Below are 13590 nucleotides of genomic sequence, written 5' to 3'. Positions count from 1 at the left end.
GATGACCGAGTTCAACCCCGCCGTATTCCCCGGCTCCGCCCCCTCCGCTCCGAAGAAGACCGGCAACGGGCTGGGCCTCGCCTCCCTCATCATCGGAATCCTCGCGCTCATCGGCGCCCTTATCCCGATCGTCAACTACGCCTCGGGCTTCCTCGCCTTCATCGGACTCGTCCTCGGCATCATCGGCCTCTTCCTCAAGGGCCGCTCTCGCGGCACGGCCATCGCCGGCACCGTCCTCAACGTGATCGCGCTTGTCCTCTCGATCATTCTCGCCATCGTCTACACGGCCGGATTCGCGAGCGGCGTCTCGAACGCGATCGCCACCGCGCAGGCCGAGAGCTCCGAGGCCGCTGCCGTGCCGCGGACGCTCGTCTATGAGGTCACCGGCTCGGCTACCGCGGCCTCCATCACTTGGTCGACCTACGACGGAGGAACCTCCGGCTCCGAGCAGGCCACCGGTCAGGCGCTCCCCTTCACGAAGGAGCTGCAAGTCCAGACCGGAGGCGACTTCACCTTCCAGAGCTTCACGCTGACCGCCTCGAACGGCAGCGATGACGAAGGCGAGATCAGCTGCCGAATCACCCTCGACGGCGAGGTCATCGCCGAGCAGACCAGCACCGGGGCCTTCGCGTCGGCGCTCTGCTCGGCGACCCCGGAGTAGCCGCCGTGCGTAAAGCCCTTTTCCCTGCAGCTCTCAGTGCGGCAATGCTCCTCCTGACTGCCTGCACGGCTTCCGCGCCCGCAGCAGCTCCGGCCGAGTCGACGACCCCTGCACCTGCGGCGCCCGCGACACCTGCGTTCGTCGAGCTCGACACCGCACAAGCGGCGTCCCGTTATCTCGACCTCGTCTGCCCCAACAACATCGCGATCAAGAATCTGAGCGACGCCTTCTCATCCGGCGAGGACGAGCTTCTGAACGGTGGCGACCCGGACCCTTCCGGCGTGCACGCCGCTGCGTCTGCTCGGCTCGATCTGACAAGACGGACACTCACGCTCCTGGACGACTCGTACTACCACTGGCCGAGCGATGTCTCCGAGCAGATCGCGACGATCCGCGGCTCCTACATCGCCGAGATGTCCACTCTCAACACGATGGCCAACTCGGCCGATTTCAGTGACGCCTATTACTCGACGTTCCCTGAGGCCACGACTGAACAGCAGAGCGCCGGACAAGAGGTCCGCTACGCGCTGGGCATCGATCCGGACACGGTCGCCAGCTGTGTCGGGCACGAGAACGGGATCGACGCTCTGACGTCCGAGAAGGAGCAGCGGGATGCCGGAGCGTAGCGCCTGATCGAGAGGCAGCGATCGGTGGGCGCGTGTTCCCGGAGACGGTCGAAAAGGGGACCGAGGGCTCCGACGCCGACCAGGCGACGTGTTCGCAAGCGGGAGCCCTCGCGCTGACCGTCCGCCGCCGGCCCTCGCGCCGCTAGCCGGACCCAGCGCGCAGAACGTCGGCCGAGAGCAGCCGCCCTCCACCCTCGGGGGACGGCGGGCACTCTCAGCCGACGGTCTGCGCGCGAGCGCGGGGACTACTTGCGGAACATCCGCGCCGTGGTCTCGAAGAGGCCCTTCACGGGGCGCTGCTGCTCGCCCTGCTGGGCGCCGAGGACGATGATGACGGCGGTCAGCACGGGGATCGCCCACTGGGTGACCTTCTGCACGCGGAGGGCCGTGGTCAGCTCCTGTGAGTTGTGCTCCGACGCCTCGGTCACGCCGGGGGCGCCCTCGTCGGCGTGCTTGGCCTGCGTCGCTCCGGCGACCGCGGCGATCACCGAGGCGGCACCGGCGAGCCCGGTCACGACGGTCTTGACGACGGTGTTCGTGCGGCTCTCCTGCTGGTTGGCCAGGCGGGTCTTGTTGGCGAGGACGAGTCCGATGCCGCCGACGCCGTGGGCGGCGATCGCGGCGAGCTGCACAGGGGTCCAGCGGGCCCAGCCGTTCGAGGAGAGGCGGAGGCGCTCCGCCGGGTCGGACGAGGTGGACGCGGCGCCGTTCAGGCCGACGGCGCCCATGAGCGAGCCGCCGAACCAGGCGGCGGCTCCGAGGTCGTGGAGACTGCGGACGAGGGTGTTGCGGGAGGGCATGTGGGCCTCTTCTCTGCCGGCGGCGGACGTCGGCGGTGGTCGGCTGGTGCGGACTCCTCCGACGCTACGCGCGCCCTGGAACCGCGCACGGGGCTTGACCTCTCCCCCTCCGACACGCTCCGCTGGAGGTCACCGACCGACCCGGACCGACCGACCCGAGGAGCCCCGCGATGCCCACCGACGACGAGAAGCGGACGACCCGCGACGAGTTCCACGACGCCGTGAACATGACCGCGAAGGAGCTCGAGGAGTGGCTCGGCACCGACGAGTCGAAGGAGGTCGGCCAGAAGCCGGAGGGCGGCGGCGAGTCCGTCGGCCACGAGAGCGGGCGCCGCATCGTCGACCTGCTCGGCACGAAGCAGGCCGACCTGAGCGACGACGACTACGCCCACATGACGAAGGTCGGCGGCTACGTGCACCGGCACACGAAGCAGCGTCCCTCGGGCGATGTCACCGAGACGAAGTGGCGCTACTCCCTGATGAACTGGGGCAACGACCCGCTGAAGGGCTGACCCGGTCCGAGAGCTGCGCTCAGCACATCCCGAAGAGGTTGCAGAGGGCGCCGCGGTCCTGGATCGACTCCATGCCGCCCGGCTTCTGCACCTTCGGCAGCTCGTAGGAGGCGGCGACCGTCTGCACGCCGGCGGACGAGGCGGCCTGCACGGGAGCGGCGGCAGGAGCAGCGGCGGGAGCGAGGACGGCTCCGAGGGCGAGTGCGGCGGCGGCGAGGATCGGGGCCATGGTCGTTCTCCTGTGATCGAGGGGTGCGATCGGCTCGACCGCTCCACCAGCATGGCGACGCCCCGTCGCACCGCTCCTGTACGAAAGACCAGTCCGCCCTTGTACGGAAGGCCGACGGGGCTCGGAGAAGGCTTCGGTACCCTGGTCCCGTGGTGGGGACGACGCGGTGGACGAACGACGTGCGGACGCTGCCCGGCGGCTGGATCACCCGGTCCCTCCTCCTCGGCTCCTTCACGCTCCTCGTCGTCATCGACCTGATGGGCGGCAGCGTCGACCTCACGTCGGTCCGCGGCTGGATCGAGCTGGCGCTCCCCTACCTGCCGCTCCTGGCGCTGCTCGCCGGCGCGATCCCCGCGGCGGTCTCGCTCTACCTCGTCTACGCCGTCGTCCTGATGCTCGGCGCCCCGCCGCTGCTGCTCGCGGCGCTGATCTTCCCGACCATCGTGGTGGTCGGCTTCGTCACCTTCCTCCTCCCCTGGCGCGCGGGGCTCGTCTTCGTGCTCGGCACCCTCGTCCTCCTGCCCGCGGTGCTGCTCGTCGACCGCGCCATGGGCACGGCCGTCTACGTCCTGGGCGCGTTCGTCCTCTTCGGCGGCACCGCCGGGCTGGGCCTGAACGCCTTCCGGGGCCGCAGCGAGCGGAGCGAGCGCCGGGCCGACCGCATCCAGGAGGAGCAGGCGCGGATCCGCAACGAGGAGCGGACCCGGCTCGCGCACGAGCTGCACGACATCGTCGCGCACGAGGTCACCATCATCGCCATGCAGGCCCGCCGCGCGACCTCGGTCGAGGACCCGGCCAAGACCGAGCGCATCCTCGAGAGCATCGGCGACGCGGCGCAGCAGGCGCTGCAGGATCTGCGGAGCCTCGTGACGCTCCTCCAGGACGAGGACGAGGCAGGCGCTCCCGCCCGCGGCGACTCCGACCTGCTCGGGACCCCGGAGGTCTCGGGCGCCACGACCACCGCTGTCGGCTTCGTCCACGACGTGCGGAACGTCGCCGACGCGATCGAGCGCGCGGGCTTCCGGGTCCGCCTCGACGTGGCGGGCTCCGTGGCGCAGGTGCCCGCGAGCCTCCGCCAGGTGCTGCGGCGCACGGTCCGGGAGCTGGGCACGAACGTGCTCAAGCACGGCGACACCGCCGGTGAGGTGCAGCTCCGGCTCGAGGTGTCGGGGGGCGAGGTGCAGCTGAGCTCCTCCAACGCGATCGCCTCCGCGGCTCCGATCGTCTCCTCGCACCTCGGGATCGAGGCGATGTCGGCCCGCTGCGCCGTCTTCGGCGGGCGGCTGGACGCGGGAGCCCGCGGCGGCCGCTGGACCACGACCATGACCATCCCCCTCGAGGGCCGGGCGTCCGGTGCGCTCGTCGCGGGGGCGACCGACGAAGGACGAGAGCGATGACCCGCGTGCTGCTGGTGGACGACGAATCGATGACCCGCGAGATCCTCCGCGACTACCTCTCGCAGGACCCGGCGATCGAGGTGGTGGGCGAGGCCTCCGACGGGAGGATCGCGGTGCAGCAGGCGGCGACGCTCCAGCCCGACCTGATCCTGATGGACATGCAGATGCCGGTCATGAACGGCGTCGCCGCGACCGAGCGGATCCACGCCGAGCACCCGGGCATCGCGATCCTCGGGCTCAGCACGTTCACCACGGACCGCTACGTCGTCGACCTGCTCCGCGCGGGCGCCTCCGGCTACCTGGTCAAGGACACGAAGCCGCGGGAGATCATCGCGGCGGTGCACGCGGTGCTCGCGGGCGAGTCCGTGCTCTCCGCCGAGGTCACGCGCCACGTGGTGAAGGGGCTCGAGGAGTCGGTGCCGGCGGAGACGGTGCCGGACCCCGATCTGCTCGAGGCGCTCACCGAGAAGGAGCTCGAGGTGATCCGCCTGCTCGCCCGCGGGATGAGCAACCGCGAGATGGCGCAGGAGCTGTTCGTCACCGAGTCGACCGTGAAGGCGCGGTTCGTGAAGGTGATGGAGAAGCTGGGCGTGCGCGACCGGGTGCAGATCCTGGTCTCGGCGATCGAGCACGGGCTCGTCGACCTGGGGACGCGTCCCGGCCGGAGCTGATCGAGCCCGCCGGATTCAGCCCCAGCCGACCACGTCGGCGACGGGCCGCACGAGCCCCGCGACCGCCCGCTCGAGCGCACTCTCGTCGACCGCGGCGAGCGCCGGCTCCGGATCGAGCACCAGGGCGCCGCCCCAGCCCATCACCTCGTACTCCACCAGGGTGCGCGCGAGCGTCTCGGGCGACCGCCAGGCGCGGAGGAGGTTCGCCCGCGCGAACGCGTGCGCGGCGCGTGCTCCCTCCCCGTGCGCGGCGCGGCCGTCGAGGACGGTGCGCAGCACGGTCTCGAGGGTCGGAATGCCCTGGCCGGCCGGGGAGACGACCTGCCAGGTGAGGGAGGGGCGGCTCGAGCGCAGGCCCCGCGCGACCTGGGCGACCGCATCGCCGCCGGCGGAGCGCAGTGCGGCGGGGACGAGCGGTTCGGCCCCCGCGGTGAGGCGGCACAGCGCCAGGAATGTCGCGGCGTGGCCGACCTCGCCGGACGGGTCCGCGCCGGTGACGATCGTGCTCTCGTAGCCCTGCTCGCGGGACTGGTGCAGAGCGCTCGGCAGCGGAGCCGCGGCGGGCACGGAGACGGGCCGGGACGTCTCGCAGACGGCGCGTTCGGGCCCGACCACGGCGAGCACCGGATCCCCGGCTCCCTGGGCGCGCTCGAGCGTCAGGGCGGTCCAGGCCGCGGCGCCCTCCGGAGGGAGCACCGCGGTGAGGCTCTGCGCCCCGGCCGTCGCCGTCCACGCGAGCGAGACCGCTCCGGGGGGAACGGCCGAGCGGAGGCGGGCAGCGCGGTCGGGCCCGTCGTCTCCGGCCGGGTCGCGCCAGCCGAGGGCGACGACGGCGAAGCGGGAGCGCTCGTCGACGACGGCGAGCGGGGGTGCGGCGGTCATGGGCTCCTCCTTCCTGGAGGGGTGGAGGCGGCGGGAACGCCCAGTGCGGCGAAGGGCTGCTCGGCCAGGCGGGCCGCGGCGTCCGCGAGCAGCGGGCGCGGCGGCCGCGCGGCGAGGGAGTCGACGAGCTCGCCCGCGAAGCCGGGCGCACCGCGCAGCAGGGCATCCCGGGCGACGGTGCGGGCCAGACGCTCGTCGTCGTGCACCAGCCGCTCCGCACGCAGCACCGCGCGATGCCGGGCGTGCTCGAGGGCGGAGTCGTCGCTCACCGCGAGGGCGCGGAGGCGGTGCCACGGATCGACGGGCACGGCGGTGTCGTCGACCAGCACGAAGAGGTCGTCGGCGACGGTGTCGCCCGGGCCGAAGAGTCCGGCGCTCGCGTCGAGTCCGGCCTGCGCAGCGAGCGCCTCGGCGGCGATCAGGTCGCCGAGCAGCTCGTCGGAGACGCGGGTCGACGGCGCGGCGGCGGTCGCGGCGAGCCGGCGGGCGGCGGGCTCGGCGCGGTACTCGGGGCGGGCCGTCCCAGGTGGGACGGCGACCGGTCCTGCCGCGCGATCGGGCGCCTCCGCGAGGGCCGCGACCAGGCGGTCCAGGAGCCGGGCGGGGTCGTCGGCCGTGACGCCGACCAGCACGGAGCCGGCCGGGCTGTAGTGGCGCCGGTGCAGCGCGCGCAGGACGGGCTCGGTCGCGCGGCCCTCGAGGTCGAGGTCGCCGCTGCCGTCGTGCGCGTTGGGGGCGTCGGCCCAGTAGCGGGCGGTCAGGTGCGGCCACGGCAGCACGCCGCCCGGAGCGGGGGCGAGGCGCGCGGCCCGCTCAGAGGCGACCGCGCGGATCTGCTCCGCGATCTGCTCCGGCAGGAAGGCGGGGCGGAAGACCTGCTCGACGAGCCGCTCCGCGATCACGGCGGCCGACCCGGGAGAGCCCGTCTCGAAGAACTCGGAGTAGTCGAGGTGGGTGTGACCGCCGAGGACGCCGCCGCTCTCGGCGACGCGGGTCTGCCGGACGAGACCGGCGACCCCCTCGCTGTCCTGGTAGACGAGGTGCTCGATCAGGTGCAGCATCCCCTCCTCGCCGTCGCGCTCGTGGCGCATACCGGCGGGCACGGCGAGGGCGACCGAGTCGTTGCGGACCTCCGGCCGGTGCACGACGAGCGCGCGGGCGCCGGAGGGCAGGGCGGCGGACAGGGTCGGGACGTCGCGGGCGCTCATTCCGCCCGCTCCCCCAGCTGTGCGGCGGACAGGCGCAGCAGCAGCCGCGCCTGATCGCTGCTGGCGCCCCCGGAGCGGTGCCAGTCGACGGCGTGCTGGGCCAGCCGGAACGCGGTGCCGACGCGCAGCAGCTCGGCGTCGTGGTCCTCCTCGAGCGAGAGTCCGCGGCGGAGAGCGTCGAGGGCCGGGCGGAGCGCGGGGTGGAAGGCGTGCAGCTCTGCGAGCTCCCCGAGCACCCAGGCGGCGTCCCAGACCGGGTCGGCGAGCCCGACGTCCTCGCCCGTGAGCAGAGCGACGCGGGTCCCGCCGACGACGAGGTGGGCGAGGCCGGGGTGGCCGTGGACCACGACCGCGGCCGGCGAGGCGACGACCGCCTCCGCCCAGTCGGCGAGCTCGAGGAGACCGCCGGCGCCGAGCTCCTCGGCGGCGGGCGCCCAGCCACCGGCGAGCCAGCCGCGGGCGCGCTGCAGCGGACGCGGAGGGAGCGGCTCCCCGGCGGGCCGGGCGCCGTGGAGCGCGTCCAGCGCGCCCTTCCACTCGCGGCCGACGGAGACGAGCGCCTCCTCCGACAGCTCGTGGAGGAGCGCGGGCAGCAGGGCGCGGGCGGTGGTGCGGTAGCGGCGGATCGACGGGTCGGCGCCTCCCGGCACGATCCGGGGATCGGGCGCTGCGAGGCGGACGGGCACCGGCGAGAACGGCAGCGGCGCCTGCTCTCCGAGGCGGCGGGTCCAGACGGTGGTCCCGTCGGGTTCTTCCGAGAGCTCGGTGACGAGCAGCCCGGTGACGAGGGCCCGCGGAGGGGCGGTGGTGCTCACGCCGACCTCGCCTCCTCCGCGGCCGCCGGTGCCGTGCGCAGCGACTCCAGGTGGCGCAGCACCGCGGGGAACGCGGGCGGCACCCAGGCGAGCGCCGTGTCGCTGGACTCGCTCGGCCCGGGCACGGGGTCGATGACGGTGAAGTTGGCCGGCTCGCGCAGCAGCGCGAGGGTGGACTCGACGACCGGGTTGCCGAGCGCCCGCGGCGGCAGCGACGGAGCGATGCACACCGGCGCCTCCGTCGTGAGGGCCGCGAGCAGCGACGGGGAGTCGGTGATGCCGTGCGCGAGGCGCGAGGCGTAGTCGAGGGTGGCCGGGTAGATCAGGATGAGGTCGGCCCATTCGGCGAGGTCGACGTGGGCGACGACGATCTCGTCGTCCCAGCGGTCGTCCTGGATCCGGCCGCGCAGTCGCGACTCCAGGTTGTGCCGGGTGGTGAAGCGGTAGGCCGAGTCGCGGACGAGCACGCGGAACTCGGTCGCCGGAGCGGCGGCGCGCGCCCACTGGATCCAGTAGGGCATGACCTGGGTCATGGCGGAGCCGGTCAGGACGAGGGCCACCCGGGAGTAGCCGAAGCGGCCGAGCGAGAGGTCGGAGAGTGCGGCGCTCTGCGCACCGGGCGGGGTGGTCATGGCGGTCTCCTCAGAGGGCGGCGGGCGGGAGGGCGGATCGGGTCGCGGCCGGCGGTGAGGACGGCGGCGGACGGGCGGACCGTGCCCGCGGAAAGGGCGGGCGGGAACCGGCGGGCGGGAACGGGCGGACGGCGCGAGCGGACGGCACGCGCCCGGGAGGGGCCGGGGCGACGCGGTCGAGGACCGGTCGCCCCGTGCCCGTCAGCACCCTGCGGTGAGGGTGACGCCGATGATGACGCCGGCGCAGAACGGGGTGGTGGCGGGCGCCTCGGAGGCGGCGTCGGTGCCGATCTCGTCGGCGGCGGTGAAGGTGTCGTGGGCGGTGGCGAGCTCGGCGAGGTCGGCGGACTGGACGGTCTGGGCGGTGATGGTCGACATGGTGTTCTCCTTGGATGAGTGGTGGCGGCGGATCCGCCGGGTCGTGCGGGGAGTGGTGCGGGTGGTCCGGCCGGAGGGCCGGGGAGCGGGTGCTGCGGGAGCACCCGGGCGGGAGGAGGGCCGGGTCAGCAGCCCGCGCCGAGGGTGGCGCCGACGATGATGCCGACGCACAGGGGCGTGGTGGCGGGCGCCTCGGTCGCGGCGTCCGAGCCGAGCTCGTCGACGGTGGCGAAGGTGTCGTGCGCTCCCGCGAGGGCGGTGAGGTCGGCGGACTGGGCGTCGGTGGAGATGGTGGTCATGATGTGTCCCTTTCGTGGAGTACCTCGGGCTGAGGTGGTTGTCCCCTCGGGATCGAGGGGAGGTTCGTGGGGCCCTAGCGGGCGGTGAGTCCCGGGCGGTCCGGGTCGATGCGCGCGGCGCGGGCGGCGTCGGCCCAGGCGTCGGCGGCGGGGATCGTCTCGGCCGAGGAGCGCAGGAGCGCTTCGGCGAGGACGCGGGAGCGGTGCTGGCCGAAGCTCAGTCCGCGGTAGGAGGAGCGCTCGTCGGCCGGGTCCTCGGCGTAGGCGAGGCCGTCGGCGAGCCTCTCGGCGAAGGCCGAGACGGCGGTGCGGGGCGAGGGCCGGGCATCGAGCAGCGGAGTGATACTCCGGGCGACGTCGTCGGCGGAGTCGGCGGGCAGGTAGACGACGAGGGCGTCGGAGCGGGGGAAGGCCCGCGGGTCCGAGAGCGCCTTGGCCTGGTGGCGGGCTCCGGAGGCGGCGAGCGCCTCCAGGAGCGGGCCCCACAGGGCGAGCGCGTCCTCCGCCGAGTCGGCGACGAGCGAGAGGCGCACGACCCGGTCGGCGGGATCGAGTCCCATCGGGCCGAGGGCGAGGAGGTAGCCGGGAGTGGTGCGGGTGCGCCAGCTCGGCAGCCGGACGCCGGCGACGGCCCCGTCGGCGGAGCGGACGAGATCGACCTCGGGCACGAGGACCCGGACGCGGCCCAGCTCGACGACCCGGCGCTCCTCCCCCTGCACGGTGGCGGAGCCGAGCACCCCGGAGGGAGCGGGCTGCAGGACCGTGCGGTGCGGGATCGCGTCGATCAGCCGGGGGGCGAGGTCCTGGCCGTCGCCTCCGGCGGTCTCGCCGAGCAGCGGGTTCCGGAGGTGCAGGTGGGTGTAGAGGGTGGCGGCGAGTCGGGCCCGCAGCTCGATCGGCCCGGTGGCCTCGATCACGGTCCCGTCGACCTCGGCCCGCAGCCGGGCGGCGTCGACGCTGATCACGGCCTCGTCGAGGACGGAGCGGGTGGTGAGGGCGGTCATCGCGGGCTCCTGTCGAATCCGAGGGCGGTGGAGTAGGCGGAGGGGGCGAGCAGGACGCGGCGGCCGATGCCGGCGGCGGCCCGCTCGATCCCGGGGAGGCGGGAGACCATCGAGGCCCGGGCGAGGGTGCGGTCGACGAGGTGCCAGCCCAGGTGGGCGGTGGCGCGGACGGCGAGGGCGTCGTCCGCGCCGGCGGTCTCGGCGGCGTAGGCGAGCCACATCCGCCGGATCCTCGGGACCAGTGCCGCCATCCGCTCCGCGATGCGGGCGTCCGCGGCCGCGGTGTCGAAGGCGAGGGGAGGAGCGGAGGCGCCCTCCCGGGTGGTCACGGTGTCGAGCACCGCGCGGTGGATCCACTCCCCCGCCAGCGTGCCGAGGTCGCGGGCCGGATCCCCGATCCCGAACTCCTCCCAGTCGAGCAGCTGGAGGCGCCCGTCGCGGAGGTGGAACTGGTCGAGGCGGAGGTCGCCGTGGATCGGGGCCGTGCGGTTGCCGCTCTCCCACTCGCGGAGATCCTCCGTGGCCGAGACGAGCTGCTCGTCGTGCTGCAGGTCGCCCCAGAAGGCGAGCTCGGCGAGGGTGAGGGCGACGTAGCGGGTGTGCGGGATGCCGACGCGCAGCATCTCGACGGGAGGGCTGGGGTGCGAGGTCGCGGTGAGGCCCGCCACCGGGCCGGCGTGCAGCCGGGCCAGGAGCCGGCCGGCCTGTTCGGGGAAGTCCGCGGGGACGCGCTCCTCCACGAGCAGAAGGGCCAGGCTGGTGCCGGGGCAGTGCTCGAACACCAGCAGGGAGTCGTCCTCGTCGGCCGCCAGCAGGCGGGGTCCGGCCGGGGCGTGCTCGGGGCTCCGGGCGGCGAAGCCGGCGAAGTCCCTGGAGCGGCGGAAGGCCGCGGGGCCCGCCGTCCGGGGCGAGACGTGCTTGACGAAGACGCGGGCGCCGTCGTCGAGGGTCATCGTCCACGACGCGTTCCGGCCGGCGAAGGCGGGGCGGTCGATCGCGGCGACGCGGTGGCGTCCGCCGCCGAGCAGCCGCTCGGTCGAGGCCGCCGCCCGGAGGGCCGCCGGATCCGCGGGGCGGTGCCCGGGGGTCGCGGGGCGGAGCCCGGGAGTCGCGAGGAGAGTCACGATCGTGTCCTTCGGTCGGTCGAGCGGATCAGAAGAGGTAGGTGACGACGAGGTAGGCGCCGCCCGCTCCCCCGACGAGGAGGGCGGTGTTGACGAGCAGCTTCTTGAGGGGCGAGGGGCGGGTCGAGGCGGTGCGCGAGGTGGTCATGGTGGTGTCCTTCCGAGGGGTGGTGGTGGTGGATATCGGGAGCCGGGCCTAGGAGGCGTCGGCGGCCTTGAGGGAGGCGCGGAGCGAGACGCGGGAGCCGGTGCGGAGCGCGTTGTTGCGGTAGACGCGGACGACCAGGCGGAACAGCAGCGGCACCGTGATCGCGGCGACGACGGCGGCGATCACCATCTCGGGGGTGCCGACCGAGTCGAGGCCGAAGCGCATCGGCATCAGGTAGGAGGAGAAGAGGGGGACGAAGGAGAGCGCGTGCACCCAGGCCTCGTCGAGGTTCGCCGGCACCACGTAGAGCGCGATGATCAGCAGCGCCATCTGCACGACGGAGAGCGGCATGGCGGCGGTGCCCAGGTCCTCCTGCCTCGACACGGTCGAGGCGAGCAGGGTGCTGAGGAGCGCGAAGAGCACGTAGCCCTGCAGGAACCAGACGAGGAACCAGACCAGGCTCGGGCCGAGCTCGATCTCGAGGACCGACCACCCGCCGACCACGCTGAACCCGCCGACGACGGCGCCGCCGATCACGAGCAGCTGGGCCAGGGTCACCAGGCCGACGCCGATCATCTTCCCGGCGAGCAGCGGGGCGACGCCGATCTTCGTCAGCAGGATCTCGACGATCCGGGACGACTTCTCCTCGACCACCCCCGAGGCCAGACTCGACGAGGAGTAGACCATCGCGGCGAGCAGGGCGCTGATCATCGCGGTCGCGAACAGGATCCGGGTGTCGAGGACCACGGTCCCCGCCTCCCTCGTCGCGTCGACCAGGAACCAGCCGCCGATCCCGGCGCCGAGGCCGGCGATCGCGGCCAGCGCGAGGGTCGCGGTGAGGATCGTGCGGTTCCCGGTGCGGGTCAGGATCTCGCGGCGGACGATCGTCGCGGCTCCCCGGGCCGGCGTCGGAGGAGCGGAGCTCTCGGCGGTCCGGGCGTGGGCGGCGCGGGGGTGCGTGGTGGTCATCGTCCTGCTCCTTGGATCTCGAGGCGGCGCTCGGCCGCAGGGGTGGAGGCGGCGGTGAGCCGCTCGGACAGCAGCTCGGTCAGCGAGCGCTGCGCGGTGCGGATGCTCCGGAGGCCGCCGTGGCGGGTGAGGGTCGCGAGCACCTGCTCGGGGACGTCCCCGCCGCTGCCCTCGATCGAGACGAGCAGCGACTCCGGCTCACCGGGGACCGGCTCGGCCGACAGTCCCGGTGTGACGCCGAGCTCGGCGACGAGCAGGTCGTCCAGAGGGCGGGAGAACTGCAGCTGCCAGCGGCTGCGGCCGTCGTCCTGCAGCTCGGCCACCGCTCCGCTCGCGGTCACGCGGCCGGAGTCGAGCACGCACACGGTGTCGCAGAGGCGCTCGACCAGGTCGAGCTGGTGGGAGGAGAAGAGCACGCCGACGCCGCGGGCGGACTGCTGCCGGATCAGGCCGGCCATCGTCTCCACGGCGACCGGGTCGAGCCCCGAGAAGGGCTCGTCCAGCACCAGGAGCGACGGATCGCCCACCAGGGACACGGCCAGCTGCACGCGCTGCTGGTTGCCGAGCGAGAGGTCCTGCACCAGGGTGTCGGCCCGCTCGGCCAGGCCCAGCGCGTCGATCACCTCCTCGGCGGTCTCACGGGCTCCCCGGGCGTCGTGCCCCTCGAGCAGAGCGAAGTGGATCACCTGCTCGCGGACCCGCATCTGCGGGTAGAGGCCGCGCTCCTCCGGCATGTAGCCGATCGAGCGGCGGTCCTCGGCGGTGATCGGCGCGCCGTCCCAGGTGATGGTCCCCGTGTCGGGGGTGAGCAGGCCCAGGATCAGCCGCATCGTCGTGGTCTTGCCGGCGCCGTTGCCGCCGATGAAGCCGACGATCTCGCCGCGGCCCACGGACAGGTCCACGTCGTGCAGGACCCGGTGGCCGCCGAATGCACGGCTCACGCCGCTGAGCTGAAGCCCTCGCATGTCATCTCCTCGAAGTCGTTTCTCTTGACTCCTCAGACGCTACGGACGCTCTCGCGACGGGCTCCTGTACTTCGGTACAGCGCCGAGGTGGCCGAAAGTGCAGGTCCCGGATCACCGGACGTGCAGGTCCCGAGGCGGCCGCGCGTGCAGGTCCGGGGGCGGCCCGGGTGCGGGCCGCCTGCGTCCGGGGTGCGGGCCGCCTGCGTCCCGAGCACGACGGACGCCCCCGTGCTCGTCCGGTCGGCGACCGGAGCGCACAGGGGCGTCCGT

The 13590-nt window shown here is 73.8% G+C and carries 17 protein-coding genes; 5 read left to right on the top strand and 12 right to left on the bottom strand.

The window, feature by feature from the left end:
- Position 1: 1 nt before the first annotated feature.
- Both C5C53_RS02095 and C5C53_RS02090 read left to right on the top strand, forming a co-directional pair.
- A complete protein-coding gene (locus C5C53_RS02095) occupies positions 2–661 on the top strand; it encodes an MmpS family transport accessory protein (RefSeq protein ID WP_104261034.1) in 660 nt (219 codons plus the stop codon).
- Between the two features lie 44 nt (positions 662–705).
- Positions 706–1287 (top strand): hypothetical protein, encoded by a 582-nt coding sequence (locus tag C5C53_RS02090; protein ID WP_104257117.1) that lies wholly within the window; start codon positions 706–708, stop codon positions 1285–1287.
- 245 nt (positions 1288–1532) lie between these two features.
- Here C5C53_RS02090 and C5C53_RS02085 read toward each other — a convergent pair whose 3' ends face one another.
- Complete coding sequence (locus tag C5C53_RS02085) at positions 1533–2087, bottom strand: hypothetical protein (protein WP_104225963.1); 555 nt, start codon at positions 2085–2087, stop codon at positions 1533–1535.
- 170 nt (positions 2088–2257) lie between these two features.
- On the opposite strand from C5C53_RS02085, the gene C5C53_RS02080 reads away from it, so the two are divergent.
- Complete coding sequence (locus C5C53_RS02080; RefSeq protein ID WP_104266693.1) at positions 2258–2599, top strand: DUF3140 domain-containing protein; 342 nt, start codon at positions 2258–2260, stop codon at positions 2597–2599.
- 19 nt (positions 2600–2618) lie between these two features.
- Here C5C53_RS02080 and C5C53_RS02075 read toward each other — a convergent pair whose 3' ends face one another.
- Positions 2619–2828, bottom strand: coding sequence for a hypothetical protein (locus C5C53_RS02075; protein ID WP_104225965.1), 210 nt, complete (start codon positions 2826–2828; stop codon positions 2619–2621).
- A 149-nt stretch (positions 2829–2977) separates the two neighbouring features.
- On the opposite strand from C5C53_RS02075, the gene C5C53_RS02070 reads away from it, so the two are divergent.
- A complete protein-coding gene (locus C5C53_RS02070; RefSeq protein WP_258059356.1) occupies positions 2978–4225 on the top strand; it encodes a sensor histidine kinase in 1248 nt (415 codons plus the stop codon).
- On the top strand, positions 4222–4896 hold the full coding sequence (locus C5C53_RS02065) for a response regulator transcription factor (RefSeq protein WP_104225096.1): 675 nt from the start codon (positions 4222–4224) through the stop codon (positions 4894–4896). The genes C5C53_RS02070 and C5C53_RS02065 overlap by 4 nt, the downstream gene beginning before the upstream one ends.
- Before the next feature lie 15 nt (positions 4897–4911).
- Here C5C53_RS02065 and C5C53_RS02060 read toward each other — a convergent pair whose 3' ends face one another.
- The 10 genes from C5C53_RS02060 to C5C53_RS02025 form a co-directional block, all read right to left on the bottom strand.
- Positions 4912–5778, bottom strand: a complete 867-nt coding sequence (locus C5C53_RS02060) for a hypothetical protein (protein WP_104225097.1) — start codon at positions 5776–5778, stop codon at positions 4912–4914.
- Positions 5775–6986 (bottom strand): pitrilysin family protein, encoded by a 1212-nt coding sequence (locus tag C5C53_RS02055; RefSeq protein WP_104246981.1) that lies wholly within the window; start codon positions 6984–6986, stop codon positions 5775–5777. The genes C5C53_RS02060 and C5C53_RS02055 overlap by 4 nt, the downstream gene beginning before the upstream one ends.
- Positions 6983–7801: a hypothetical protein gene (locus C5C53_RS02050; RefSeq protein WP_104266692.1), complete on the bottom strand. Its 819-nt coding sequence runs from the start codon at positions 7799–7801 to the stop codon at positions 6983–6985. Before C5C53_RS02050 ends, C5C53_RS02055 begins: the two co-directional genes overlap by 4 nt.
- Entirely contained in the window at positions 7798–8433 is a 636-nt protein-coding gene (locus tag C5C53_RS02045; protein WP_104225100.1) for a flavoprotein, read from the bottom strand. The genes C5C53_RS02050 and C5C53_RS02045 overlap by 4 nt, the downstream gene beginning before the upstream one ends.
- Positions 8434–8634: 201 nt before the next feature.
- Positions 8635–8811 (bottom strand): hypothetical protein, encoded by a 177-nt coding sequence (locus C5C53_RS16985; RefSeq protein WP_181027123.1) that lies wholly within the window; start codon positions 8809–8811, stop codon positions 8635–8637.
- Positions 8812–8936: 125 nt separating this feature from the next.
- Entirely contained in the window at positions 8937–9110 is a 174-nt protein-coding gene (locus C5C53_RS16980) for a hypothetical protein (protein WP_181027122.1), read from the bottom strand.
- 74 nt (positions 9111–9184) lie between these two features.
- Positions 9185–10114 carry a T3SS effector HopA1 family protein gene (locus C5C53_RS02040; RefSeq protein ID WP_104266691.1) on the bottom strand — a complete coding sequence of 310 codons (930 nt, stop codon included), beginning with the start codon at positions 10112–10114 and terminating at the stop codon, positions 9185–9187.
- Positions 10111–11238, bottom strand: coding sequence for a class V lanthionine synthetase subunit LxmK (gene lxmK, locus C5C53_RS02035; RefSeq protein ID WP_258075352.1), 1128 nt, complete (start codon positions 11236–11238; stop codon positions 10111–10113). Before lxmK ends, C5C53_RS02040 begins: the two co-directional genes overlap by 4 nt.
- Positions 11239–11434: 196 nt before the next feature.
- Positions 11435–12355 (bottom strand): ABC transporter permease, encoded by a 921-nt coding sequence (locus tag C5C53_RS02030; RefSeq protein ID WP_104225127.1) that lies wholly within the window; start codon positions 12353–12355, stop codon positions 11435–11437.
- Complete coding sequence (locus C5C53_RS02025) at positions 12352–13296, bottom strand: ABC transporter ATP-binding protein (protein ID WP_258075351.1); 945 nt, start codon at positions 13294–13296, stop codon at positions 12352–12354. Before C5C53_RS02025 ends, C5C53_RS02030 begins: the two co-directional genes overlap by 4 nt.
- Between the last annotated feature and the right edge of the window lie 294 nt (positions 13297–13590).

Origin of the sequence: Rathayibacter sp. AY1E3 (assembly GCF_002932235.1) — a bacterium.
Taxonomy (GTDB): Bacteria; Actinomycetota; Actinomycetes; order Actinomycetales; family Microbacteriaceae; genus Rathayibacter.
The sequence above is the reverse complement of the archived record's forward strand: the minus strand, read 5'-3'. Positions and strand labels throughout refer to the sequence as shown.

Coding starts and splice junctions, on each gene's coding strand:
- C5C53_RS02095 (WP_104261034.1), top strand. CDS start 2: ATGACCGAGTTCAACCCCGCCGTATTCCCCGGCTCCGCCCCCTCCGCT.
- C5C53_RS02090 (WP_104257117.1), top strand. CDS start 706: ATGCTCCTCCTGACTGCCTGCACGGCTTCCGCGCCCGCAGCAGCTCCG.
- C5C53_RS02085 (WP_104225963.1), bottom strand. CDS start 2,087: ATGCCCTCCCGCAACACCCTCGTCCGCAGTCTCCACGACCTCGGAGCC.
- C5C53_RS02080 (WP_104266693.1), top strand. CDS start 2,258: ATGCCCACCGACGACGAGAAGCGGACGACCCGCGACGAGTTCCACGAC.
- C5C53_RS02075 (WP_104225965.1), bottom strand. CDS start 2,828: ATGGCCCCGATCCTCGCCGCCGCCGCACTCGCCCTCGGAGCCGTCCTC.
- C5C53_RS02065 (WP_104225096.1), top strand. CDS start 4,222: ATGACCCGCGTGCTGCTGGTGGACGACGAATCGATGACCCGCGAGATC.
- C5C53_RS02060 (WP_104225097.1), bottom strand. CDS start 5,778: ATGACCGCCGCACCCCCGCTCGCCGTCGTCGACGAGCGCTCCCGCTTC.
- C5C53_RS02055 (WP_104246981.1), bottom strand. CDS start 6,986: ATGAGCGCCCGCGACGTCCCGACCCTGTCCGCCGCCCTGCCCTCCGGC.
- C5C53_RS02045 (WP_104225100.1), bottom strand. CDS start 8,433: ATGACCACCCCGCCCGGTGCGCAGAGCGCCGCACTCTCCGACCTCTCG.
- C5C53_RS16985 (WP_181027123.1), bottom strand. CDS start 8,811: ATGTCGACCATCACCGCCCAGACCGTCCAGTCCGCCGACCTCGCCGAG.
- C5C53_RS16980 (WP_181027122.1), bottom strand. CDS start 9,110: ATGACCACCATCTCCACCGACGCCCAGTCCGCCGACCTCACCGCCCTC.
- C5C53_RS02040 (WP_104266691.1), bottom strand. CDS start 10,114: ATGACCGCCCTCACCACCCGCTCCGTCCTCGACGAGGCCGTGATCAGC.
- C5C53_RS02030 (WP_104225127.1), bottom strand. CDS start 12,355: ATGACCACCACGCACCCCCGCGCCGCCCACGCCCGGACCGCCGAGAGC.